The sequence below is a fragment of the Chloracidobacterium sp. genome, from assembly GCA_025057975.1.
GTDB lineage: Bacteria > Acidobacteriota > Blastocatellia > Chloracidobacteriales > Chloracidobacteriaceae > Chloracidobacterium.
The window spans coordinates 21,821-37,785 of the sequence record JANWUV010000003.1 but is presented as its reverse complement, the minus strand read 5'-3'; the positions used below and the strand labels follow the sequence as shown (position 1 = coordinate 37,785).

General features: G+C 60.8%; 18 protein-coding genes and 1 pseudogene. 4 read left to right on the top strand and 15 right to left on the bottom strand.

Features of this window, described 5'->3' with window-relative positions; all coding sequences use genetic code 11:
* Positions 1-12 precede the first annotated feature (12 nt).
* Positions 13-282 (bottom strand): hypothetical protein, encoded by a 270-nt coding sequence (locus NZ585_03200; protein ID MCS7079042.1) that lies wholly within the window; start codon positions 280-282, stop codon positions 13-15.
* Positions 283-423: 141 nt separating this feature from the next.
* Positions 424-1,275, bottom strand: coding sequence for a sterol desaturase family protein (locus NZ585_03195; GenBank protein ID MCS7079041.1), 852 nt, complete (start codon positions 1,273-1,275; stop codon positions 424-426).
* 200 nt (positions 1,276-1,475) lie between these two features.
* Between NZ585_03195 and NZ585_03190 the strand changes: the two genes are divergently transcribed.
* Complete coding sequence (locus tag NZ585_03190; protein MCS7079040.1) at positions 1,476-2,357, top strand: hypothetical protein; 882 nt, start codon at positions 1,476-1,478, stop codon at positions 2,355-2,357.
* Between the two features lie 129 nt (positions 2,358-2,486).
* On the opposite strand, the gene NZ585_03185 is transcribed toward NZ585_03190, so the two are convergent.
* Positions 2,487-3,092, bottom strand: a complete 606-nt coding sequence (locus tag NZ585_03185; protein ID MCS7079039.1) for a superoxide dismutase — start codon at positions 3,090-3,092, stop codon at positions 2,487-2,489.
* A gap of 132 nt (positions 3,093-3,224) precedes the next feature.
* Positions 3,225-3,830, bottom strand: a complete 606-nt coding sequence (locus tag NZ585_03180; protein MCS7079038.1) for a hypothetical protein — start codon at positions 3,828-3,830, stop codon at positions 3,225-3,227.
* Here NZ585_03180 and NZ585_03175 point away from each other — a divergent pair.
* Positions 3,829-4,506 carry a CoA pyrophosphatase gene (locus NZ585_03175; protein MCS7079037.1) on the top strand — a complete coding sequence of 226 codons (678 nt, stop codon included), beginning with the start codon at positions 3,829-3,831 and terminating at the stop codon, positions 4,504-4,506. The two genes, NZ585_03180 and NZ585_03175, sit on opposite strands and share 2 nt — an antisense overlap.
* Before the next feature lie 18 nt (positions 4,507-4,524).
* Positions 4,525-5,241, top strand: a pseudogene (cmk, locus tag NZ585_03170) ((d)CMP kinase).
* A 60-nt stretch (positions 5,242-5,301) separates the two neighbouring features.
* Here the strand turns inward: cmk and NZ585_03165 are convergent.
* The 3 genes from NZ585_03165 to NZ585_03155 all read right to left on the bottom strand — a co-directional run bounded on the left by NZ585_03165 (position 5,302) and on the right by NZ585_03155 (position 7,976).
* Positions 5,302-6,165, bottom strand: coding sequence for a DUF445 family protein (locus NZ585_03165; protein MCS7079036.1), 864 nt, complete (start codon positions 6,163-6,165; stop codon positions 5,302-5,304).
* Between the two features lie 87 nt (positions 6,166-6,252).
* On the bottom strand, positions 6,253-6,582 hold the full coding sequence (locus NZ585_03160; protein MCS7079035.1) for a DUF962 domain-containing protein: 330 nt from the start codon (positions 6,580-6,582) through the stop codon (positions 6,253-6,255).
* A gap of 143 nt (positions 6,583-6,725) precedes the next feature.
* Positions 6,726-7,976, bottom strand: coding sequence for a PilT/PilU family type 4a pilus ATPase (locus NZ585_03155; protein ID MCS7079034.1), 1,251 nt, complete (start codon positions 7,974-7,976; stop codon positions 6,726-6,728).
* A 544-nt stretch (positions 7,977-8,520) separates the two neighbouring features.
* On the opposite strand from NZ585_03155, the gene NZ585_03150 reads away from it, so the two are divergent.
* Positions 8,521-9,336: a dihydroorotate dehydrogenase electron transfer subunit gene (locus NZ585_03150; GenBank protein ID MCS7079033.1), complete on the top strand. Its 816-nt coding sequence runs from the start codon at positions 8,521-8,523 to the stop codon at positions 9,334-9,336.
* A gap of 46 nt (positions 9,337-9,382) precedes the next feature.
* Here the strand turns inward: NZ585_03150 and NZ585_03145 are convergent, their stop codons facing one another.
* The 8 genes from NZ585_03145 to NZ585_03110 form a co-directional block, all read right to left on the bottom strand.
* Positions 9,383-10,294 (bottom strand): ABC transporter ATP-binding protein, encoded by a 912-nt coding sequence (locus NZ585_03145; protein ID MCS7079032.1) that lies wholly within the window; start codon positions 10,292-10,294, stop codon positions 9,383-9,385.
* A gap of 16 nt (positions 10,295-10,310) precedes the next feature.
* Positions 10,311-11,249: a hypothetical protein gene (locus tag NZ585_03140; GenBank protein ID MCS7079031.1), complete on the bottom strand. Its 939-nt coding sequence runs from the start codon at positions 11,247-11,249 to the stop codon at positions 10,311-10,313.
* Positions 11,250-11,356: 107 nt separating this feature from the next.
* Entirely contained in the window at positions 11,357-12,085 is a 729-nt protein-coding gene (locus tag NZ585_03135; GenBank protein MCS7079030.1) for a lysophospholipid acyltransferase family protein, read from the bottom strand.
* A 13-nt stretch (positions 12,086-12,098) separates the two neighbouring features.
* Positions 12,099-12,455, bottom strand: coding sequence for an aspartate 1-decarboxylase (locus tag NZ585_03130; protein MCS7079029.1), 357 nt, complete (start codon positions 12,453-12,455; stop codon positions 12,099-12,101).
* 38 nt (positions 12,456-12,493) lie between these two features.
* Positions 12,494-12,982, bottom strand: a complete 489-nt coding sequence (locus NZ585_03125) for a hypothetical protein (protein ID MCS7079028.1) — start codon at positions 12,980-12,982, stop codon at positions 12,494-12,496.
* A 40-nt stretch (positions 12,983-13,022) separates the two neighbouring features.
* Complete coding sequence (gene panC, locus NZ585_03120) at positions 13,023-14,003, bottom strand: pantoate--beta-alanine ligase (protein ID MCS7079027.1); 981 nt, start codon at positions 14,001-14,003, stop codon at positions 13,023-13,025.
* Positions 14,004-14,053: 50 nt separating this feature from the next.
* Complete coding sequence (locus NZ585_03115) at positions 14,054-14,485, bottom strand: hypothetical protein (GenBank protein MCS7079026.1); 432 nt, start codon at positions 14,483-14,485, stop codon at positions 14,054-14,056.
* A gap of 6 nt (positions 14,486-14,491) precedes the next feature.
* Positions 14,492-15,937, bottom strand: a complete 1,446-nt coding sequence (locus NZ585_03110) for a DUF58 domain-containing protein (GenBank protein MCS7079025.1) — start codon at positions 15,935-15,937, stop codon at positions 14,492-14,494.
* Between the last annotated feature and the right edge of the window lie 28 nt (positions 15,938-15,965).

Here is a 15,965-nt window from a genome sequence, read left to right as displayed (position 1 = left end):
GTCCCGGACGAGTCAGTGTGCTGTCGTGCGGCTGTGACCGCGATCGCCGCTGGGCAAAACGTTCATTGAGAAATGGTTGAGATCAATCGCTCGCCGCCGTTCAACCACACGGTGGCGGCTGTACACGTCAAAGCCAAGGACATCCAGATAGAGCGCAAGGTCAAAGTCGGAAGCCAAGTACAGCTTGGCCGTCCCAGTGTCCTCCCTCTGACACAGCGCCAGCAGGCGCTCGATCACTTCCACCGGCGCAAAGTGCTTTTGCGGATCGTGAAAGCAGGCCATTGTTCGCCACCTCGACAAGGCGGCGTCCTACTGTTAGGACACCTTTCAAGCTGGACGCCGCGCTATCGAAGGGGACGAAACAACACAGGATGGATAGGCGGCGCAGAAGAACCTTGCCCCAGCCGCCGCCGCCGGTGCAAGTCAGGCGCGTGAGACAACCGCCTTTGCTTCTGAGTGGCGCGCCAAGGGGTCGGTCGGCGTCATCGCTGGCGGTCCCCAGACACAACGCCACCGCTCGCGCCACGTTGGACGCGCGCGCATCGCCTCAATCATCTCATACCAAGCGTGGAGATTCGCCCAAAGCGGGTTGTAGCTGCGAAGCGGCTTGATGATACCGTACCGCACCGGCTCGGTTTCCTCAACAAACGTCCCAAACAAGCGATCCCAGATAATCAAAATGCCGCCGTAGTTTTTGTCCAAGTACGGCTCGTTGACACCATGGTGGACGCGGTGGTGCGTCGGACAGTTGAACACCCATTCCAACCAGCCCAGCCGTCCGATAAACTGCGTGTGAATCCAGTACTGATAAAGCAAATTGATGGCGTGCGCCGTCAGCATCATCTCCGGCGGAAAGCCCAGCAAGGCAATTGGGACGTAGAACACCCAGGCCACAAGACCGCCGAACCAACTCTGACGCACCGCCACGCTCAAGTTGTAGTGGTCGCTCGAATGGTGAACGACATGCATGTTCCAGAAAAACCGGCTTTCGTGGCTGATGCGGTGAAACCAGTAGTAGAAGAAGTCATCCAGCAGCAGGACCAGCGCCCACGACCACCACGCCGGTTCGATCTTGAACGGCGAAATATACCAGCAAAACCAGTAAATGGCGGCTGTGGGAACAAACTTCCCCATCAGACTTCCGGTTCCGATGGCGATGTTCGTCAGGGTGTCTTTCCAACTGACGAAGCGCGTTCCTTTGAGCTTGTCCCAGAGTGCCTCCGCCAGAATCGTGACAAGGAAAAATGGAATGGCGGAAATGATAAGGTTTTTCATAGCCAGCGGCGCAACCTAAAAACACAAATGATGTGAACCATCATGCCTTCCTCTGGGACGAACGGCAACTGGCGGCGCAGCTAACTAGGAAACGACTCGCTGAAGCTGTGCTTCTAACAGGTTTGCGCGCCGCACTGCCGCAACCGTTTGCCCAGGAAGGCCGACCAAGATCACCCAACGTATCAAAGGGGACACCGACCATGACAACCAACCCTGTTCGCAGCCCACAGTTGACCATCGGCGTACTGTGTCTTGCCGGCGTTTTGCTGGGAGGCGGCGTCTTCGGGACAGCGACCACGCTGACGCAAGAGGGGCGACGCCCGCGCGCCGTCCCGACCGAGCCGCCGCCGGACGTACAGGACTTCCCCTCGCCGAACGCTGGGCGACAAGCCTCGCCGAACGTCCGACGCAGCGGCGCGCCCGACATCGCCCAGATTATCGAGCGATTCACTGAAAATGAGTCGCTGCTGCTGCGGGAATTCGCCAACTACATCTACCGCCAAGAAGTCCGCATGCAGACGCTGGGCATAGACGACCGCCCGACCGGCGAATACTATCGGTTGTCGGAGGTCTCATTTACGGAGAGCGGCCAGCGCCGCGAAGAAGTCAAGCGATTGCCACCTTCCACGCTTCAGGGCATACAGGTTACGCCGGCCGACTTAGAAGACTTCGGCGCTACCAAACCTTTCGCCATCACCAAGGAGGACGCGCCGCTTTACAACATCGAGTATGTCGGACGTGAACGTCTCGATGAGCTTGACACCTACGTGTTTGAGGTGCGCCCTAAGCGTGTCCCGAAGTTTCAACAGGGCGGCAAGCGATTTTTCATGGGGCGCGTCTGGGTGGACACTCAAGACCTCATGGTGGTCAAAAGCGCCGGGCGCACCCTGCCTGAGGATAAAAACAACAAGTTCCCGCGTTTTGAGAGCTACCGTGAGAACATCGAGGGCAGGTTTTGGTTTCCGACATACGTTTACGCCGACGACGTACTGGACTTCCCAAGCGGCTCTGTCCACATTCGGTTGGAAATCCGTTACACGAACTACCGGCGCTTCCAAACGGATGTGAAGGTGATTGACTGAAGCGCGCCTACCCAGTAACGCAGTGCAACGGGCCGCACCGCCAAACGCAACCCACAGGGACGCAGAGCTAAGCTCCACGTCCCTATGGGCGAGCGCGCGGTACGCCGCCGGGCGCGTCGGGGAAAAATCCTAAGCCGCCGTCGCTTTAGCCAAGTTCTCGGCAGCGAAATCCCAGTTGATGAGATGATCCAAGTAGGCTTGGAGGAAGTCCGGGCGACGGTTCTGGAAGTCAAGATAGTAGGCGTGCTCCCAGACGTCGCAGGTCAGCAGCGCCGTCTGCCCGTGAACGAGCGGTAAATCGGCATTGGCGGTTTTGGTGACTTTCAGATCGCCATTGTCCAGTACCAACCACACCCAGCCGCTGCCGAACTGCGTCACGCCGGCCTGCTTGAAGGCTTCCTTGAACTGGTCAAGGCCGCCGAAAGCATGATTGATCCGCTCCGCCAGTTCGCCCGTCGGAGCGCCGCCGCCGTTGGGTTTCATCGAATGCCAGAAAAAGGTGTGATTCCAGACCTGAGCGGCGTTGTTGAACAAAGCCGTGTTGCCCTCTGTATGCGCCGCGCGAATGATTTCTTCCAACGGCTTGTCAGCGTGCGGCGTCCCTTCAATCAGCTTGTTGGTGTTGTCCACGTAAGCCTTGTGGTGCTTGCCGTGGTGAAACTCAAACGTCGTCGCTGAAATGTGCGGTGCAAGAGCGTCTTTCGCATAGGGCAGTTCTGGTAATTCAAAAGGCATGTGCGTTTCACTCCTGAGAACATTGTAGGTGGCGCGTTCTATTGGTTGTCGGCGCAAAGAATTTGGCATTGGGACTTTATCGAAAGCGATAACCGAGCGGCTATCTTTTCCAGTAGGTCGCTACCGGATAGCTTACGGCCGCTCGGCGTCAGACGTATCGTCCAACAGACTCCGCAGCCGCCCTTTGAGCAGCTCAATCTCCGCGTTGACCTGCATCAGTTCAGCGCGTTTTTCATTGAAGCGCGTTTCAAGGCTCGTTAGCCGGGGCTGCAAGGCCGCGTCCCGATTAGCCACATCCGCGCGAATGCGCGCTTCGGCGTCAGCCTGTGAAACATAAGCCATCCGTGAGAGTTCGCCGGCTATATCCTGAAGGCGCGCCAGATTGGCCGCCCGCTCGGCGCGCAGCCGGTCATACTCCGCCTGAATAGCCTCCGTTTGGCTCTCAAGCGTCGCCTGACGCTTGAGTAGGGCGTCCAGCAAGACGTTCGCCGCTTGGATTTTGGTCTGGGCTTTGAGCGCCGCCACCGCCTTGACCAGTTCCCGGAGTTCCCGCACGATGGGATTGGTTGTCTCCGCCTCGGCGGTAGACGCCGGTACCGCGGTGGGTTCAGCCGGCGTTCGGTCAGGAGCTGGCGCGGGCGGCGGAGGCGGCGGAAGCGCCCGCCGGCGCGGCGTCTGTCCCTCAACCGGTGGGCAGCAAACGCCAAAAAGCAACAGCAACCACAGCAGCATCCGCATGACAAGTCGTCTCCAGATCAGTGAATCAATCGCCGGCGCAAGCCGGTCGGTACGGCAACGCTATACGTTGAGTGTTGAGTTTACGAAGCGGGCGGCGCAGGCGCTGCAACCCAGCGACGCCGGCTACCCCCCTGCGCGGGGTGAGGACGTTCAGGCGGCGGTGCTGGTTCCACTCTTTTTCAAGCACGGCGTTCCTCACTTGCTGCTGACAAAACGCGCCGCCCACCTGCGCCGTCATCGAGGAGAGGTGGCGTTTCCGGGTGGACGGCGTGACCCGCAGGATGACTCACCGGCGGCGACGGCGCTGCGCGAAGCGTATGAAGAAATCGGCCTTCCGCCGGAACAGGTTCTGGTCATCGGCCTGCTGGAAACCTTTGAAACCCACACCGGCTTCCAGGTAACGCCGGTGGTTGGGCTCATCCCCTATCCGTTAGAGTTTCGGCTAGATCGGCGTGAAACTGAGCGCCTGATCGAAGCCCCCCTACCGGTCATCGCCCGCGCTGAGGCTCGCGAGGTGCGCGAATTCATCATCAACAATCGTCCCCGGAGTGTGTATTTTTTCCACTATGCGGACGCCGACCCTATCTGGGGCGCGTCCGGTTACATTGTGCAGCGGTTTCTCGACGTGGTGTACCCGCTTGTTCTGGCCGATCTGGCCGGAGAAGCCGTGCTATGAGCTGCGCGTACGGCGCTTATGCAGGATTTGACGCTCCCAACGCCGCACATCGTCATTGCGATTGATGGCCCGGCCGGCGCCGGCAAGAGCACCATTGGCAAACTGCTAGCCGCTCGACTAGGGGCGCTCTACATTGACACCGGCGCTATGTACCGGGCCATCACGCTCAAAAGCTTCCGTCTTGGCGTCCTACAACCCAGTGAGACACCTGAGCCGCTCCGCCCGGAACAGGAGGCCAAGCTCAGCGAAATTGCCCGCAACACGAAAATCACTCTCGCCGGTGATCCCTTCCATTTGCGCGTTCTTGCCGACTGCGAGGACGTTTCGCAGGATATTCGCCTGCCAATGGTGAGTCGGTACGCCTCGATTGTCTCCGCCGTCGCCGGCGTTCGGGCGGCGCTCGTCGAACAACAGCGTCGGATGGGCGCAACCGGAACGGTAGTGATGGACGGCCGCGACATCGGGACACATGTCTTCCCGGACGCGGACGTAAAGTTTTTTCTTGACGCCAGTGTGGAGACGCGCACCGAACGGCGCTACGCCGAGCAGCGGGCGCGGGGCGTCGAGTGCACCCGTGAGCAAACCCGTCTCGACGTGCTGGAACGCGACCGGCGTGACTACAATCGCGCCGTTGCGCCGCTGCGGCGGGCGGACGACGCCATTTGGCTCGACACTTCCGCGCTGTCGCCGGAGGAAGTGCTCGAAAAAATGCTAGCGCTGATTCGCGAGCGGTTGCCTGCGTCGTCCACCAAGGAAATCACCGGACTCGATGCACCTATGACGGGTTCGCCCCCGTCAGGACTCGGCCAGCAGAAAGAGTCCGGCTTGCACCAATCCGACCACCAACCCAACGAGCGCACCGAAGCGAACAATCATGCGTAGTTCACGTCCGGCGGCGCGATAGATGAGTTCCTCGATCATCTGGTCGGTGAGCTGTTCGAGTTGAGTGCGCAACAAATTTTCAATGTTAAGTCGGCGGCCCAGGGACTGCACAAACTCCGTCACCGGCGTGACCTCCGAAGCCGACAGCCGTGGGGTGGTCGGCTCGGCGCTAAACAAATGGCCGCCGACGGTCGCAATGGTCTCCACCATCGCGGCGCGCGCTGCCTCGTTCCGACTCAACGCTGCCGCAATGTCTTCAAGCGCCAACGTGATCATCCGCTTGAGCATACCGAGTTCAATCAAGCGGCGGGCGATCAGACGACCAACAAGGCCATACGTCGCCCCAACTTCTTCAATGACAACGTTGGCGAATACCTCCGTCAAGCGCCGGCTAATGTTGGGTGCGTTACGTTCATCCGCAAGGAGTGCGACAATGCGGCGCGCAAGATGGTGGAGAAAATCATCGCTGGAGGTTTGCTCAGCGTAGTGGCGGATGGAAGCCGCACCGACTTCGCCTTCTATACCAAGGGCCATGATTTCGTCGGCGATGGTTTCAACCGTCAGGACGCGCTCGGCAATTACACTCGCAAAGCGTTTGATAAAGGCTTCGCGTTCGGCCGGGATCATGCCCGGCGTAAAGGGGATGCGCCAGCCGAACAGTCGCCAGGCGCGACGCGGGCGAAACACCATCCGTACGGCTAACCATGCGCCGAGAAAGCCATGGCCCGTCGCAATCAGGAAATGCAGTAGCGCCGTTCCCCAGACGGAAGTCAGCATACCCCCGCCCTCGGCTCATTCACGAGACAGGCTGGGCATGGCGTCATCAGCGGCTAACGCCCGCCGTAACGCGCGTCAGCACGGCGACTAGCGCCACAACTGTCCGCGCAGCATGAGACCGACCATCTTGTAGTCGCCTAGCAGCGAATACCACGGATTTGTCCACGTCGCCGGGCGATTGCGCTCGAAGACAAAGTGTGAAAACCAAGCCAATCCGTACGAGACGAATGGAATGGTCAACAGCCCCCACCACCAGCCCGTGACGGCGCAAGCGATGACAATCGGAAGCTGAAGCACCGTTCCGATAAAGTGCAGGATGCGCGTCATGGGATGGCTATGCATGGCGAGGTACAGTGGAAAGAATTCCTCGAACGTGCGCGGCGACGCTGCAGCCGACGCCTTGGAAGCCGCATCCATACCAAATTGTCCTCCCGCGAGCGCATGGGGTTGGTACAAATAACGTTAGCCGAGCATTGCTTGAGGAAGCAACCAACCGGCCAAGTGCAGACATGCTGCGGAAGCGTCTTCCCAAGATGGGTCGCCGTCAAGCGCCTTGAAAGCTAACGCTCAAGCAGATCAAGCATCGAGCCGGGGGGACGCGAACCGGCGGCCGGGGACGGACGAGGCGCTTCACCGAGCGCCCGGTGCCCGCCGGTGACAGTCGCAGGCGCTGCCTCATGCGGCGACGAACGTCCCATATCGCTCAACTGGAGCATGAGGTTGCCGGGATTCGTCGCATAGGCAAGACCGTCTTCTTTGGTGATGATGTTTTGCCGAATTAGCTTCTCGATCACACCGTCGAAGTGCTGCATGCCTTCGATTTCGCCGTCCCGCATGGCATCCAAAAGCGTTTTGCCCGCGCTCTCACCTTTCTCAATGTATTCTCGCGTCCGCATGGTCGAGCGCAGAATCTCGACAGCCGCCACCCGCCCCCGCTGATCCGCGCGAGGGATCAATCGTTGGGAGATGATGTACCGAAACGACTGCGCTAAGCGCGTACGGACAATGTGCTCTTCACTTTTCGGGAAGACGCCGATGATGCGCTCCACGGTTTTAGCGGCGTCAATCGTGTGCAGCGTAGACAACACCAAGTGACCGGTTTCGGAGGCTTCCATCGCGATTTCGATGGTTTCACGATCGCGCATTTCACCGACCAGAATCACCTTGGGTGCCTGCCGAAGCGCCGCCCGCAGCGCTAGCGCGAAGTCGGGCGTATCACTGTGCAACTCGCGCTGGTGGATGGTGGAGTTCTTGTGCGGGTGAATGAATTCAATCGGGTCTTCAATAGTGACGATGTGATAGTACTTCGTCTCGTTAATCAGGTTGATAAGCGCCGCCAAGGTTGACGACTTACCGCTGCCGGTCGGTCCCGTCACCAACACAATGCCGTTTTTGAGGTCGGCGATTTGCCGCAACTGCGGCGGCAGCCCCAGTTCCTCCAGCGTGGGGATACGGTTTGGGATGACCCGCATGACAATAGCTTCAGTACCGCGTTGTCTGAAAACATTGACACGAAAGCGCGAATGTCCCGGTACGCTGTAGGACAAATCCACCGACCCAAACTTTTCCAACTTTTCAAAGTTGGCAGGGTTATTCGCCAGTAAAACTTGGGCGAAAGCATGCGTATGCTGCGGGGTAAGTTGCTCCAGGCCCTGAATCTTGACAGCGCGGAGTTGGCCGAACAACTCGACTTGCGGCGGTCGCCCTGGTGAAAAAATCAAGTCGCTGACTTTGTCGGAGACCGACAGCATCATCTGCAAGACCTGATTGAAGCTTTGCTGGATGTGACTCAGTTGGTGCGGCGCAGACATACGGGCAACTCCCTCCCCAGACCCAAGCGATTTAGGGAACAACGCTAACGTACAGCCGGTGTAAGCGCAGCGGTTTTGCAGGGCGCAGTTAGGTTCGATGCTAGGCGATAGCCGAACAGCAAAGCAACTAACGCCGGCTTGACGAGGCGGCCTCATGGTGGAAAGAGGCGTAACGGGAAGTCCTTGAACGGCGAACGACGGTTAGTTCTGACGTCTTCGGATGGGCATCCTCATTGACTATTCACCCTAACTCGCTCTTCACCATCCTCCCTGAGCGGCTTCACCTCGCGGTTTTCAGGTCTGGCGTCGCAGCGAAGCCACAGGCTTTCCACATCTGCGTTTTTGTCCGAGCGGGACGGGCGACCGCTTTTGATTGTGCTTGGGGGTTGCGGTGGGCGCGGCTTAGTCATACCCGGAAGGTCACCTGTCACCCCGTCGGTTACAAACACTGCCTTTACCAGCGGATTCGTCAGTGCGGTTTGTGATAAAAGGCTGGTCGAGCCAAGCGTGCCCTCAACAATCAGGTTCGCCACCGGAGCGCGGCGTGAAAGACTTAAAGCTGACTGTAACCAGCCATCGCGTGTTCGGCGTTTACGGCCATTTGACCCTGACGACAGAGGAAAAACTGACGTTTGCGCCAGGGCAGTTTGCCATGCTGAAGCCGGCGGGCGCGTTGGAACCACTCTGGCGGCGCGCAATGGCGATCTATCGGGCGCGAACAACAGCGCAATCAACCAGCGTCGAGTTCATCTACCAAGTGTTCGGGCGGGGTACGCAGGCGCTGCGACGTTTGCGCGAAGGCGACCACGTACAAACCCTGCTGCCGCTCGGCCGACCCTTCGACACCGCGCCGGTCGCCGTCGGCGGACGAGAAGCCCTCCTCGTCGCAGGAGGCGTCGGAAGCGCCGCTCTACTGGCGCTGGCTGAACAACTCAAGCGGGAGCAAGTTCCGACGCGCCTGTTTCTGGGCGGACGCTCACAGACAGACCTCATCGGGCTGGACGACTTCACGGCGCTGGGCGTTTCGGTTCACGTCGCCACCAACGACGGCTCCCAAGGCGTAACTGGCTTCGTCACGGTTCCGTTTGAACGCTTTTTGTACGACCGTGCGGAGGAAGTACGAGCGGGGCGCTTTGTCGTCTACGCCTGCGGGCCGCACCCGATGTTGGCGCGTGTCGCGGCTCTGACGGCGAAAGCGTGCATTCTAACCTACGTCTCGGTCGAAGAACGGATGGCGTGCGGGTTCGGCGTCTGCGTCGGTTGCGTCGTCGCCGTGAAAAGTGAAGACGGCGACAGCGACTACCGCCGGTCATGTGTGGAAGGACCAGTGTTTCGCGCCGACGAACTGGACTGGGCGTGAAGCGTAGCCCCCGTCAAACAATCGGGTCACGGGAAACCCGCGCCAGTTATCCGGCGCGCTCGTCAGTGCCAATGGTTTCCAGAAAGAGCGTTTCCAGCGACGGCCGCTGAACCTGTACGCTGTAGACCGCCGCCCCGCGCTCAACCAGCCGGCGCACCACGTCCGGGACGACGGCCTCGGACGCCACCCGCAGCCGAACCTCACGCTCGGTCGTACCCAACACTTCGCCGAACGCTGCCAGTTCGCCCGTCACGTCGGGCGTCACTGCGCCTAGCGTCATGCGCAACTCCGGCGCAAAGCCTTCGCGCAGCGCAGCTTCATAAATAACCCGCCCGCGCTTGAGAAATACCACACGGTCGCAGACAGCTTCGACATCGCCCAGAATGTGCGAGTTGAAAAACACTGTCACGCCTTCGTCGCGCAGGCGAAGGATCAGGTCACGGACGAGTATCCGCCCAATCGGGTCCAGCCCTGAAGTCGGCTCGTCGAGGAAGACCAGACGCGGACGGTGAATGAGCGCCTGCGCCAGCCCTAATCGCTGCTGCATGCCCTTGCTGTACGTGCGCAGCGGACGGTCGGCGGCCTCCGTCAAATCCACCTGCGCGAGCAAATCTTTGACGCGCTCAGCGCGAACGGACGCCGCCAAGCCATGCAGCCGACCGTGAAAGTCAAGCAACTCGCGGCCAGTCATCCAGTCGTGAAAGCGAAAGTGTTCCGGTAGAAAACCAACCCACCGGCGCGACTCGCGCGACCCGACCGGATGCCCCAGTACGCAGCCGCGTCCGGCCGTCGGGTGAACGAGGCCGAGCAGCATTTTCATTGCCGTGGTCTTACCGGCGCCGTTCGGCCCCAGAAAACCGAACACCTCGCCGGCCGCCACCCGGAACGAAAGATCAGCGACAGCGATCTTGTCGCCAAAGACCTTCCGCAACCCCGCGGCCTCGATCACCCAGTCCATCCCCGTGCGCGCGGCCCTACTGCAATGCGCCGGCGATGGTCAGCGCCTCTTGGGTAGTCAGTGCGCCGCTCAGGATGAAGAGTTGCTCGCCTTCCGTCCACATCAGCGAGGTTTCCCTCGTGCGCCGTCGCAACCGACGGCTTCCCTGTTCTTCGTCGTCAATCACCCTGACGCGCGGCGTCATCAAAAAAGCCGGCCGGCCGCGAACGATGACCTGCCGAAACTCTCCTATCCGCGCCGGGACGGGAACAACGAACGTCGAACGCCAGTCGGTCGCCGCCGCCGTTTCATGCGCTTTAGCAGGGTCCAGGCCCAGCAGGCGCAGGTAGGCGTAGCCAAAAGGCGTCAGCGACGCGCCCTCCGGTAAGGCAACCTCCGGCAGTCGCGCCTGAACCAGCGAGAAAAGCGGCTTGTCGCCGCGCACAAAGCTGGTTTCGACCCGCCCGCCGAACTTGACAGCAATAGGTTGACCGTCAAGCGTCGGCGGCAACATCGCATCCTGTAGGTCCAGAAAATCAAGCACCTGATTGGCGAACTTGGTGTCCACCTTGAAGCGTACGCCCCCGCCCTTCGGCGTCGCGCGCGTTTCCCCGACAGTTACGCCCTCCGGCAACCACGTCGGCGTCAGTACGGCGACGCCCACCGCGCGTCCAGCTTCGAGCGCCGATGGAAACACCGCCGGCCGTGCGGTCGGTTTTTCAACTTCGATGCTGTCGCCGACAAGCGACTGGAGTTCAAACTGGGACTGAATGCGCCTGAGCCGGTTTCGCAGCGTCTCCATCTGCTGATCGTCAAGGCCAATTGCCACAATGCGCGGCAGACGAAACGCCTCAAGAAATGATTGTCCGACGGCGCGAACGGTTGGGGAAAACAGCGCCGCCGCCGCCAACACACCGCCGCCCAACACAGCGAACCACCAGATGCGACGCCGACTCACCGAAACAGCTTCCGACATGGCTTTAGGCTCCCCTGCCGACCAAAAGTTGCCGCAAAAGCGCAGTTCCGTGTATGACACGGAACGACACTCTCCGCAAGCCGCCCGCCGGTGTTGTCTCAACGCTGTCACCCAGTCAGCCGCGCCACCGTATCGGCGTAAACATCGCTGACAGAACGCCGTCCCCGCAGCGCCAACGTGAAACCTTCCCGACGGCGTTCCCAGACGGCGTCGCGCAGGGCGTCCATCTGTTCGGTCAGCCGCTGTTGCAGGCGGCGCGTCAGTTCGGTGATATCGTTGACCTCCGAACCCCGCAGTAGATCGCCCTCGCCGAAATCAAGAAAAGCTTCCGGGCGCGGCTGGTCGTCGAACTCATAGCGAATGGCGGCCGGCACGGCGACGCAGGCCGGCGTCCGGCGCAAAATGTGCGCCACACCGGGAAAAAACACGACCGGACGTTTGTCCGGCGGGACAATCTCCCCCTGCGGAAAAATCCACAATGCCGTCGCTGGCGACTGCAGCCGCTCGGCGGCGTAGCGAATGGACTGCGCGACATCACGGGCGTTCGTCCGATCCACCGAAAAACCGCCCATCCAACGAAAAAACCGAAAGGTGCGCAGCGTTTTTTCCTCGCTCATCATGTAGCCATCACGTCCCGTCCGCCGGACGACGAAGAAAGCCAGCAAGGGGTCCCACCAGCCCGGATGGTTGGCGTAAATCAGCAGCGGGCGGCGCGGCTCCGCCGTGAAGACGGCGACGCCGCGCCACCAGACGGCATGGAAGGCGCGGCGCAACAGGTACAAGTTGTAGTAGTGAAAAACCCGCTGAAAACCGGGCGACGGCTGCGCCGGAAGCACGACCGGAAACCGCTCAGGCGTCGTTGAGCGGGCGATTGGCGGCGTCCACCCTCACCACCCTGGGTTTGAGGCTGCGGGCCTCTTCGTCGGTGAACAGGCCGTAGGAAATAATGATGACCAGATCGCCCGGCGCTCCCAGCCGCGCCGCCGCGCCGTTCAGGCACACGACGCCTGACCCACGCGCGCCCGAAATGGCGTAGGTCTCAAAGCGCGCGCCGGTGTTGATGTTGACGACGGACACTTTCTCGTTGGGCAAAATATCGGCCGCATCGAGCAGGTCTTGGTCAACTGTGAGGCTGCCGGTGTAGTTGAGGTTAGCGTCGGTCACCGTCGCGCGGTGAATCTTCGATTTGTGCATCAAGCGAAACATAGGCGCATTGCTGTTGTGAGCTGAGTCCGTCCCGCCGCTCACCGGAGAAAAATATCCACGTAATCCGTCGCCGCATCACACGGGTTTTGCATTTGCTGAAGCCGCCAGTAGCGCCGCTTGCCCTTGATAGCAAAAGTCATCGCGCCCTCGCGCGTACAAGGGTCGCCGTTGTTGATGTGGCTGACACGGGTGACAATAGTTCCCTCAAAGTCAAAGGAGCGCTCTTCAACGCGCGTCACAACGCCGTCAATCTCGATAAAGTCACCAGTTTGGTCGTCGCTATACCGACCGTTGACGACCAGTAGGCCGTCTCGGTTGGTCACGGTCAAATCGCCGAATTTCTGCCAATTGCCCCAACTGATCCAGTGCAACTGGAACTTGTGGCGGCCAATGAGTTGAGCGTAGCCCGTCCGACTGTTGACTATCGTGCCGGTGCGCCCAGTGGACGCCTGAGCCCCGGCGCTTGCAACCAGCAAAGAGGCCAAAAACAGCCAAGAAACGCTGAGCTTGGTCAACCACGCCTGCATCAGTCTCCCTTCCGTAGTCGCTCCCTACCGGGGCGGCGCGCTAGGGAACATCGGAAATATCAAGTAGGTCAGGTGTAGGCGGCGGCTCCGGCTTCGGCGGCGTCAGGACAACGCTGTCAATGAGGCGTACGTCGCCAAACCAAACCGCCAAAGCAACCAACGCAGGTTGAGTAATCGCCGTGATGGGTTCGAGCGTTTGCGCGTCCACGACTTCGACGTACTCAATGCGCGCGCGCGGCTCCGCCTGAAGACGCTCGCGGACGCGCGCTTGAATCACCGTCGGGTTGGTCTCGCCGGCGGCGAAACAATCCTGCGCCAGTTCGAGCGCGCGCGGCAAGACAACGGCCGCCCGGCGATCTTCGGGCGAGAGACGGATGTTGCGAGAACTCATCGCTAGCCCGTCCGGTTCGCGCACCGTTGGGCAAAACACCAGATCGGGCGGAAAGTGGAGATCGCGCGCCATCTGCGCGATGACACGGCACTGCTGATAATCCTTGAGTCCGAAGTACACGCGGCGCGGCTGGGTAATCATCAGAAGCTTAGCCACCACCGTCGCCACGCCGCGAAAATGCCCCGGCCGCCGCCCGCCGCACAGCGGCTGCGAAACGCGCGTCACCTCGACAAAGGTCTGGGCGTCGGGCGGGTACATTGCGGCGACGCTCGGCATGAACAGAATGTCCACGCCGACCGACCGTGCAATGGCAAGGTCGGCGGCCTCGTTGCGCGGATAGTGTTCCAAATCCGCCGGGTCGTTGAACTGAAGCGGATTGACAAACAGCGACACGACGCACACATCGTTTTCCTGCTTCGCGCGGCGCATGAGCGAAACGTGGCCGTCGTGAAACGCCCCCATGGTCGGCACTAACCCAATACGGATAGCTTTGTCGCGCAGCGTCAGCGCAGTTTGTTGCATTTCGTGCGGCTCGCGAATAACCTTCATCGCTTGTTTGAAGCCCTCCAACAGCAAACGATCCCCGACGCTGTGACCGCGCGCGCCTGGCTTGGCATGAAGGCGAGACATTACGCAGTGCGTCGCGCCAGCGCAAATGGTTTTTCACGCGGCGGGCGCGGTCAGCCAAGGCGACCGCCGCAGACACGGCAAACGCAGCGTTCTTCGCGAATCAAAAAGCCGATCCAAAACAGCGGCCAGCAGAACAAAAGCAAGACGACCAACGTGATCCAGCCAGCCGTTGAGACTCGGCTGATAAGGCGCGGCGGCAGGTTCGTTTGACAGTAGGGACAAACAAAGCCACCTGTCACCGGCGGGTAATGCAAGTAAACAGGCCGGGTGACCGGCGGCGGAGTCGGGAACGGGTCCATCGTCGGCGTTGGCCGGAGCGGCGTGTAGGGCGGCGCCTTCGGCGGTGGGGAAGGGACGGGCGCCTTCGGCGGCGAATCGGGCTGACCTAGATAACTTGGGAGTTCAAAGACGGAAGCGCCGCAACGCAAGCAGCGGCTGGCCGCCGTTTCATTCACCTGTCCACAGTTGACGCAAATGATCATACCGTCTCACGAGGGGCGTACTACGGCGGCGACACGACCGTTGTGGGGTAGGTCAGCTAGGCGGAAGTCGTCCAACATCACCACCAGCGTCGCTGCGCTGTATGTTGCAGCGGAATCAGCCCAAGCGAAGACAACTTCCAAACTGGCGTCCTTGACGGCGCGGCGAGCGCCATTGACCGGCGGCGAGAGCGCCCTGTCCATCTGCGGCTCAATCACCGCCAAGATGCGCAGCATGTCGTCAATGTGACGCGGCGTGTTGCCGAACTCGGTAGCGGCGTCGGGCGTCGCCAAGCGCACCAGTATGCCGGCTCTAGCCAGTTTGGTCGCCAGCGACGCGGCGTGCGTCACGCCGACTTCAAATGCTCTTAGGTCATCATCCGTCAGCGCGCGCGCCGTCCGGGGATCAAACCGCAGCGTGACGCGCTGCTCATCCTCGCACATCCGGTCACGCACCATGAGCTTGCGTGTCTTGGCCGTCGCTTTCCAGTCAATGTCGCGCCGCCGGTCGCCGTCGCGGTACTGCCGGATGGCGTAGAGGTCAGCGCCCGGACCACGCCGGTTGGTTTCACGTACTCCCAGGGCGTCGGACAGTCCCGCCGGCCACGCTACGGCGGCGTCCACGGGCGGATAAACCAAGAGCGTTCCGGAGGCTGTAAACCGGCGCGTCTTTTGCAGAAACCCGAATGGGAACTTGGTCGTGACGGTGAAGCCAACAATCTCATACCGACCGCGCGCCGGGAAGGTGTGTTCAACCGTCTGACGCACCTTGGCTCGCGGCCCAACTGCGACGAAGTGAACCAGAGGGTCAATATCGGCAGTGGTCTCAGCGGTTGGTTTTTTGAGCCAACGCCGTCGTATGGGTGGGTTGGTCGCCGCCGTCTGCGGCCCGGCTTTTTTCACCAGACGCACGCCGACCGTCAGTGACATTGAAGGAACAAGATACTTCTCATTGGCCACGCTCACCTCCAGCAGCGTCGGCTGGCTGGCGTAGATGTGTTCCGGGAAGCGCAGCCCCACACTCAATCCGCGCAGCATGCTCTCCGAGACAATCCCCGACGCCACAATGACGCTAATGAGGATGGCGAAAATCAGGTACAGCAGATTGTTGCCGGTGTTGAAAGCCGACAGCGCCACGATGACCGTAATGAGGACAAAAAACGCGGTTTCCTGCGTCGGCGCGTAGCTGATGTCCAGACGGGCCAGCTCTAGTCGCACCCGGCGGGCTAACTTGGGCACGATGTACAACCCGCCGACAAGCGCCAACACCAGCGACGCCATGAAGAGAAGCTGCGCGGCGGCATAGAGCCGAACAAACTGCGCCGTGAAGGCTAGAAACAGCGACAGAAACGAACCGCCGAAAAGAAGGCTGGTGACGGCAAAGGCGACGGCGGCGCGTTTGAGTTCAGCGCGGAAGTTGGGGTCAGCAAGCCGGTCACGAAGTCGTTGGAACATGACGGCGAGGAGGGGCGTTGGTGGGTCG

Bases quoted from the DNA above. Each gene is read 5' to 3' on its own strand.
- NZ585_03200 (MCS7079042.1), bottom strand. From the start codon at position 282: ATGGCCTGCTTTCACGATCCGCAAAAGCACTTTGCGCCGGTGGAAGTG.
- NZ585_03195 (MCS7079041.1), bottom strand. From the start codon at position 1,275: ATGAAAAACCTTATCATTTCCGCCATTCCATTTTTCCTTGTCACGATT.
- NZ585_03190 (MCS7079040.1), top strand. From the start codon at position 1,476: ATGACAACCAACCCTGTTCGCAGCCCACAGTTGACCATCGGCGTACTG.
- NZ585_03185 (MCS7079039.1), bottom strand. From the start codon at position 3,092: ATGCCTTTTGAATTACCAGAACTGCCCTATGCGAAAGACGCTCTTGCA.
- NZ585_03175 (MCS7079037.1), top strand. From the start codon at position 3,829: ATGACAAGTCGTCTCCAGATCAGTGAATCAATCGCCGGCGCAAGCCGG.
- NZ585_03180 (MCS7079038.1), bottom strand. From the start codon at position 3,830: ATGCGGATGCTGCTGTGGTTGCTGTTGCTTTTTGGCGTTTGCTGCCCA.
- NZ585_03165 (MCS7079036.1), bottom strand. From the start codon at position 6,165: ATGCTGACTTCCGTCTGGGGAACGGCGCTACTGCATTTCCTGATTGCG.
- NZ585_03160 (MCS7079035.1), bottom strand. From the start codon at position 6,582: ATGGATGCGGCTTCCAAGGCGTCGGCTGCAGCGTCGCCGCGCACGTTC.
- NZ585_03155 (MCS7079034.1), bottom strand. From the start codon at position 7,976: ATGTCTGCGCCGCACCAACTGAGTCACATCCAGCAAAGCTTCAATCAG.
- NZ585_03145 (MCS7079032.1), bottom strand. From the start codon at position 10,294: ATGGACTGGGTGATCGAGGCCGCGGGGTTGCGGAAGGTCTTTGGCGAC.
- NZ585_03140 (MCS7079031.1), bottom strand. From the start codon at position 11,249: ATGTCGGAAGCTGTTTCGGTGAGTCGGCGTCGCATCTGGTGGTTCGCT.
- NZ585_03130 (MCS7079029.1), bottom strand. From the start codon at position 12,455: ATGTTTCGCTTGATGCACAAATCGAAGATTCACCGCGCGACGGTGACC.
- NZ585_03125 (MCS7079028.1), bottom strand. From the start codon at position 12,982: ATGCAGGCGTGGTTGACCAAGCTCAGCGTTTCTTGGCTGTTTTTGGCC.
- panC (MCS7079027.1), bottom strand. From the start codon at position 14,003: ATGTCTCGCCTTCATGCCAAGCCAGGCGCGCGCGGTCACAGCGTCGGG.
- NZ585_03115 (MCS7079026.1), bottom strand. From the start codon at position 14,485: ATGATCATTTGCGTCAACTGTGGACAGGTGAATGAAACGGCGGCCAGC.
- NZ585_03110 (MCS7079025.1), bottom strand. From the start codon at position 15,937: ATGTTCCAACGACTTCGTGACCGGCTTGCTGACCCCAACTTCCGCGCT.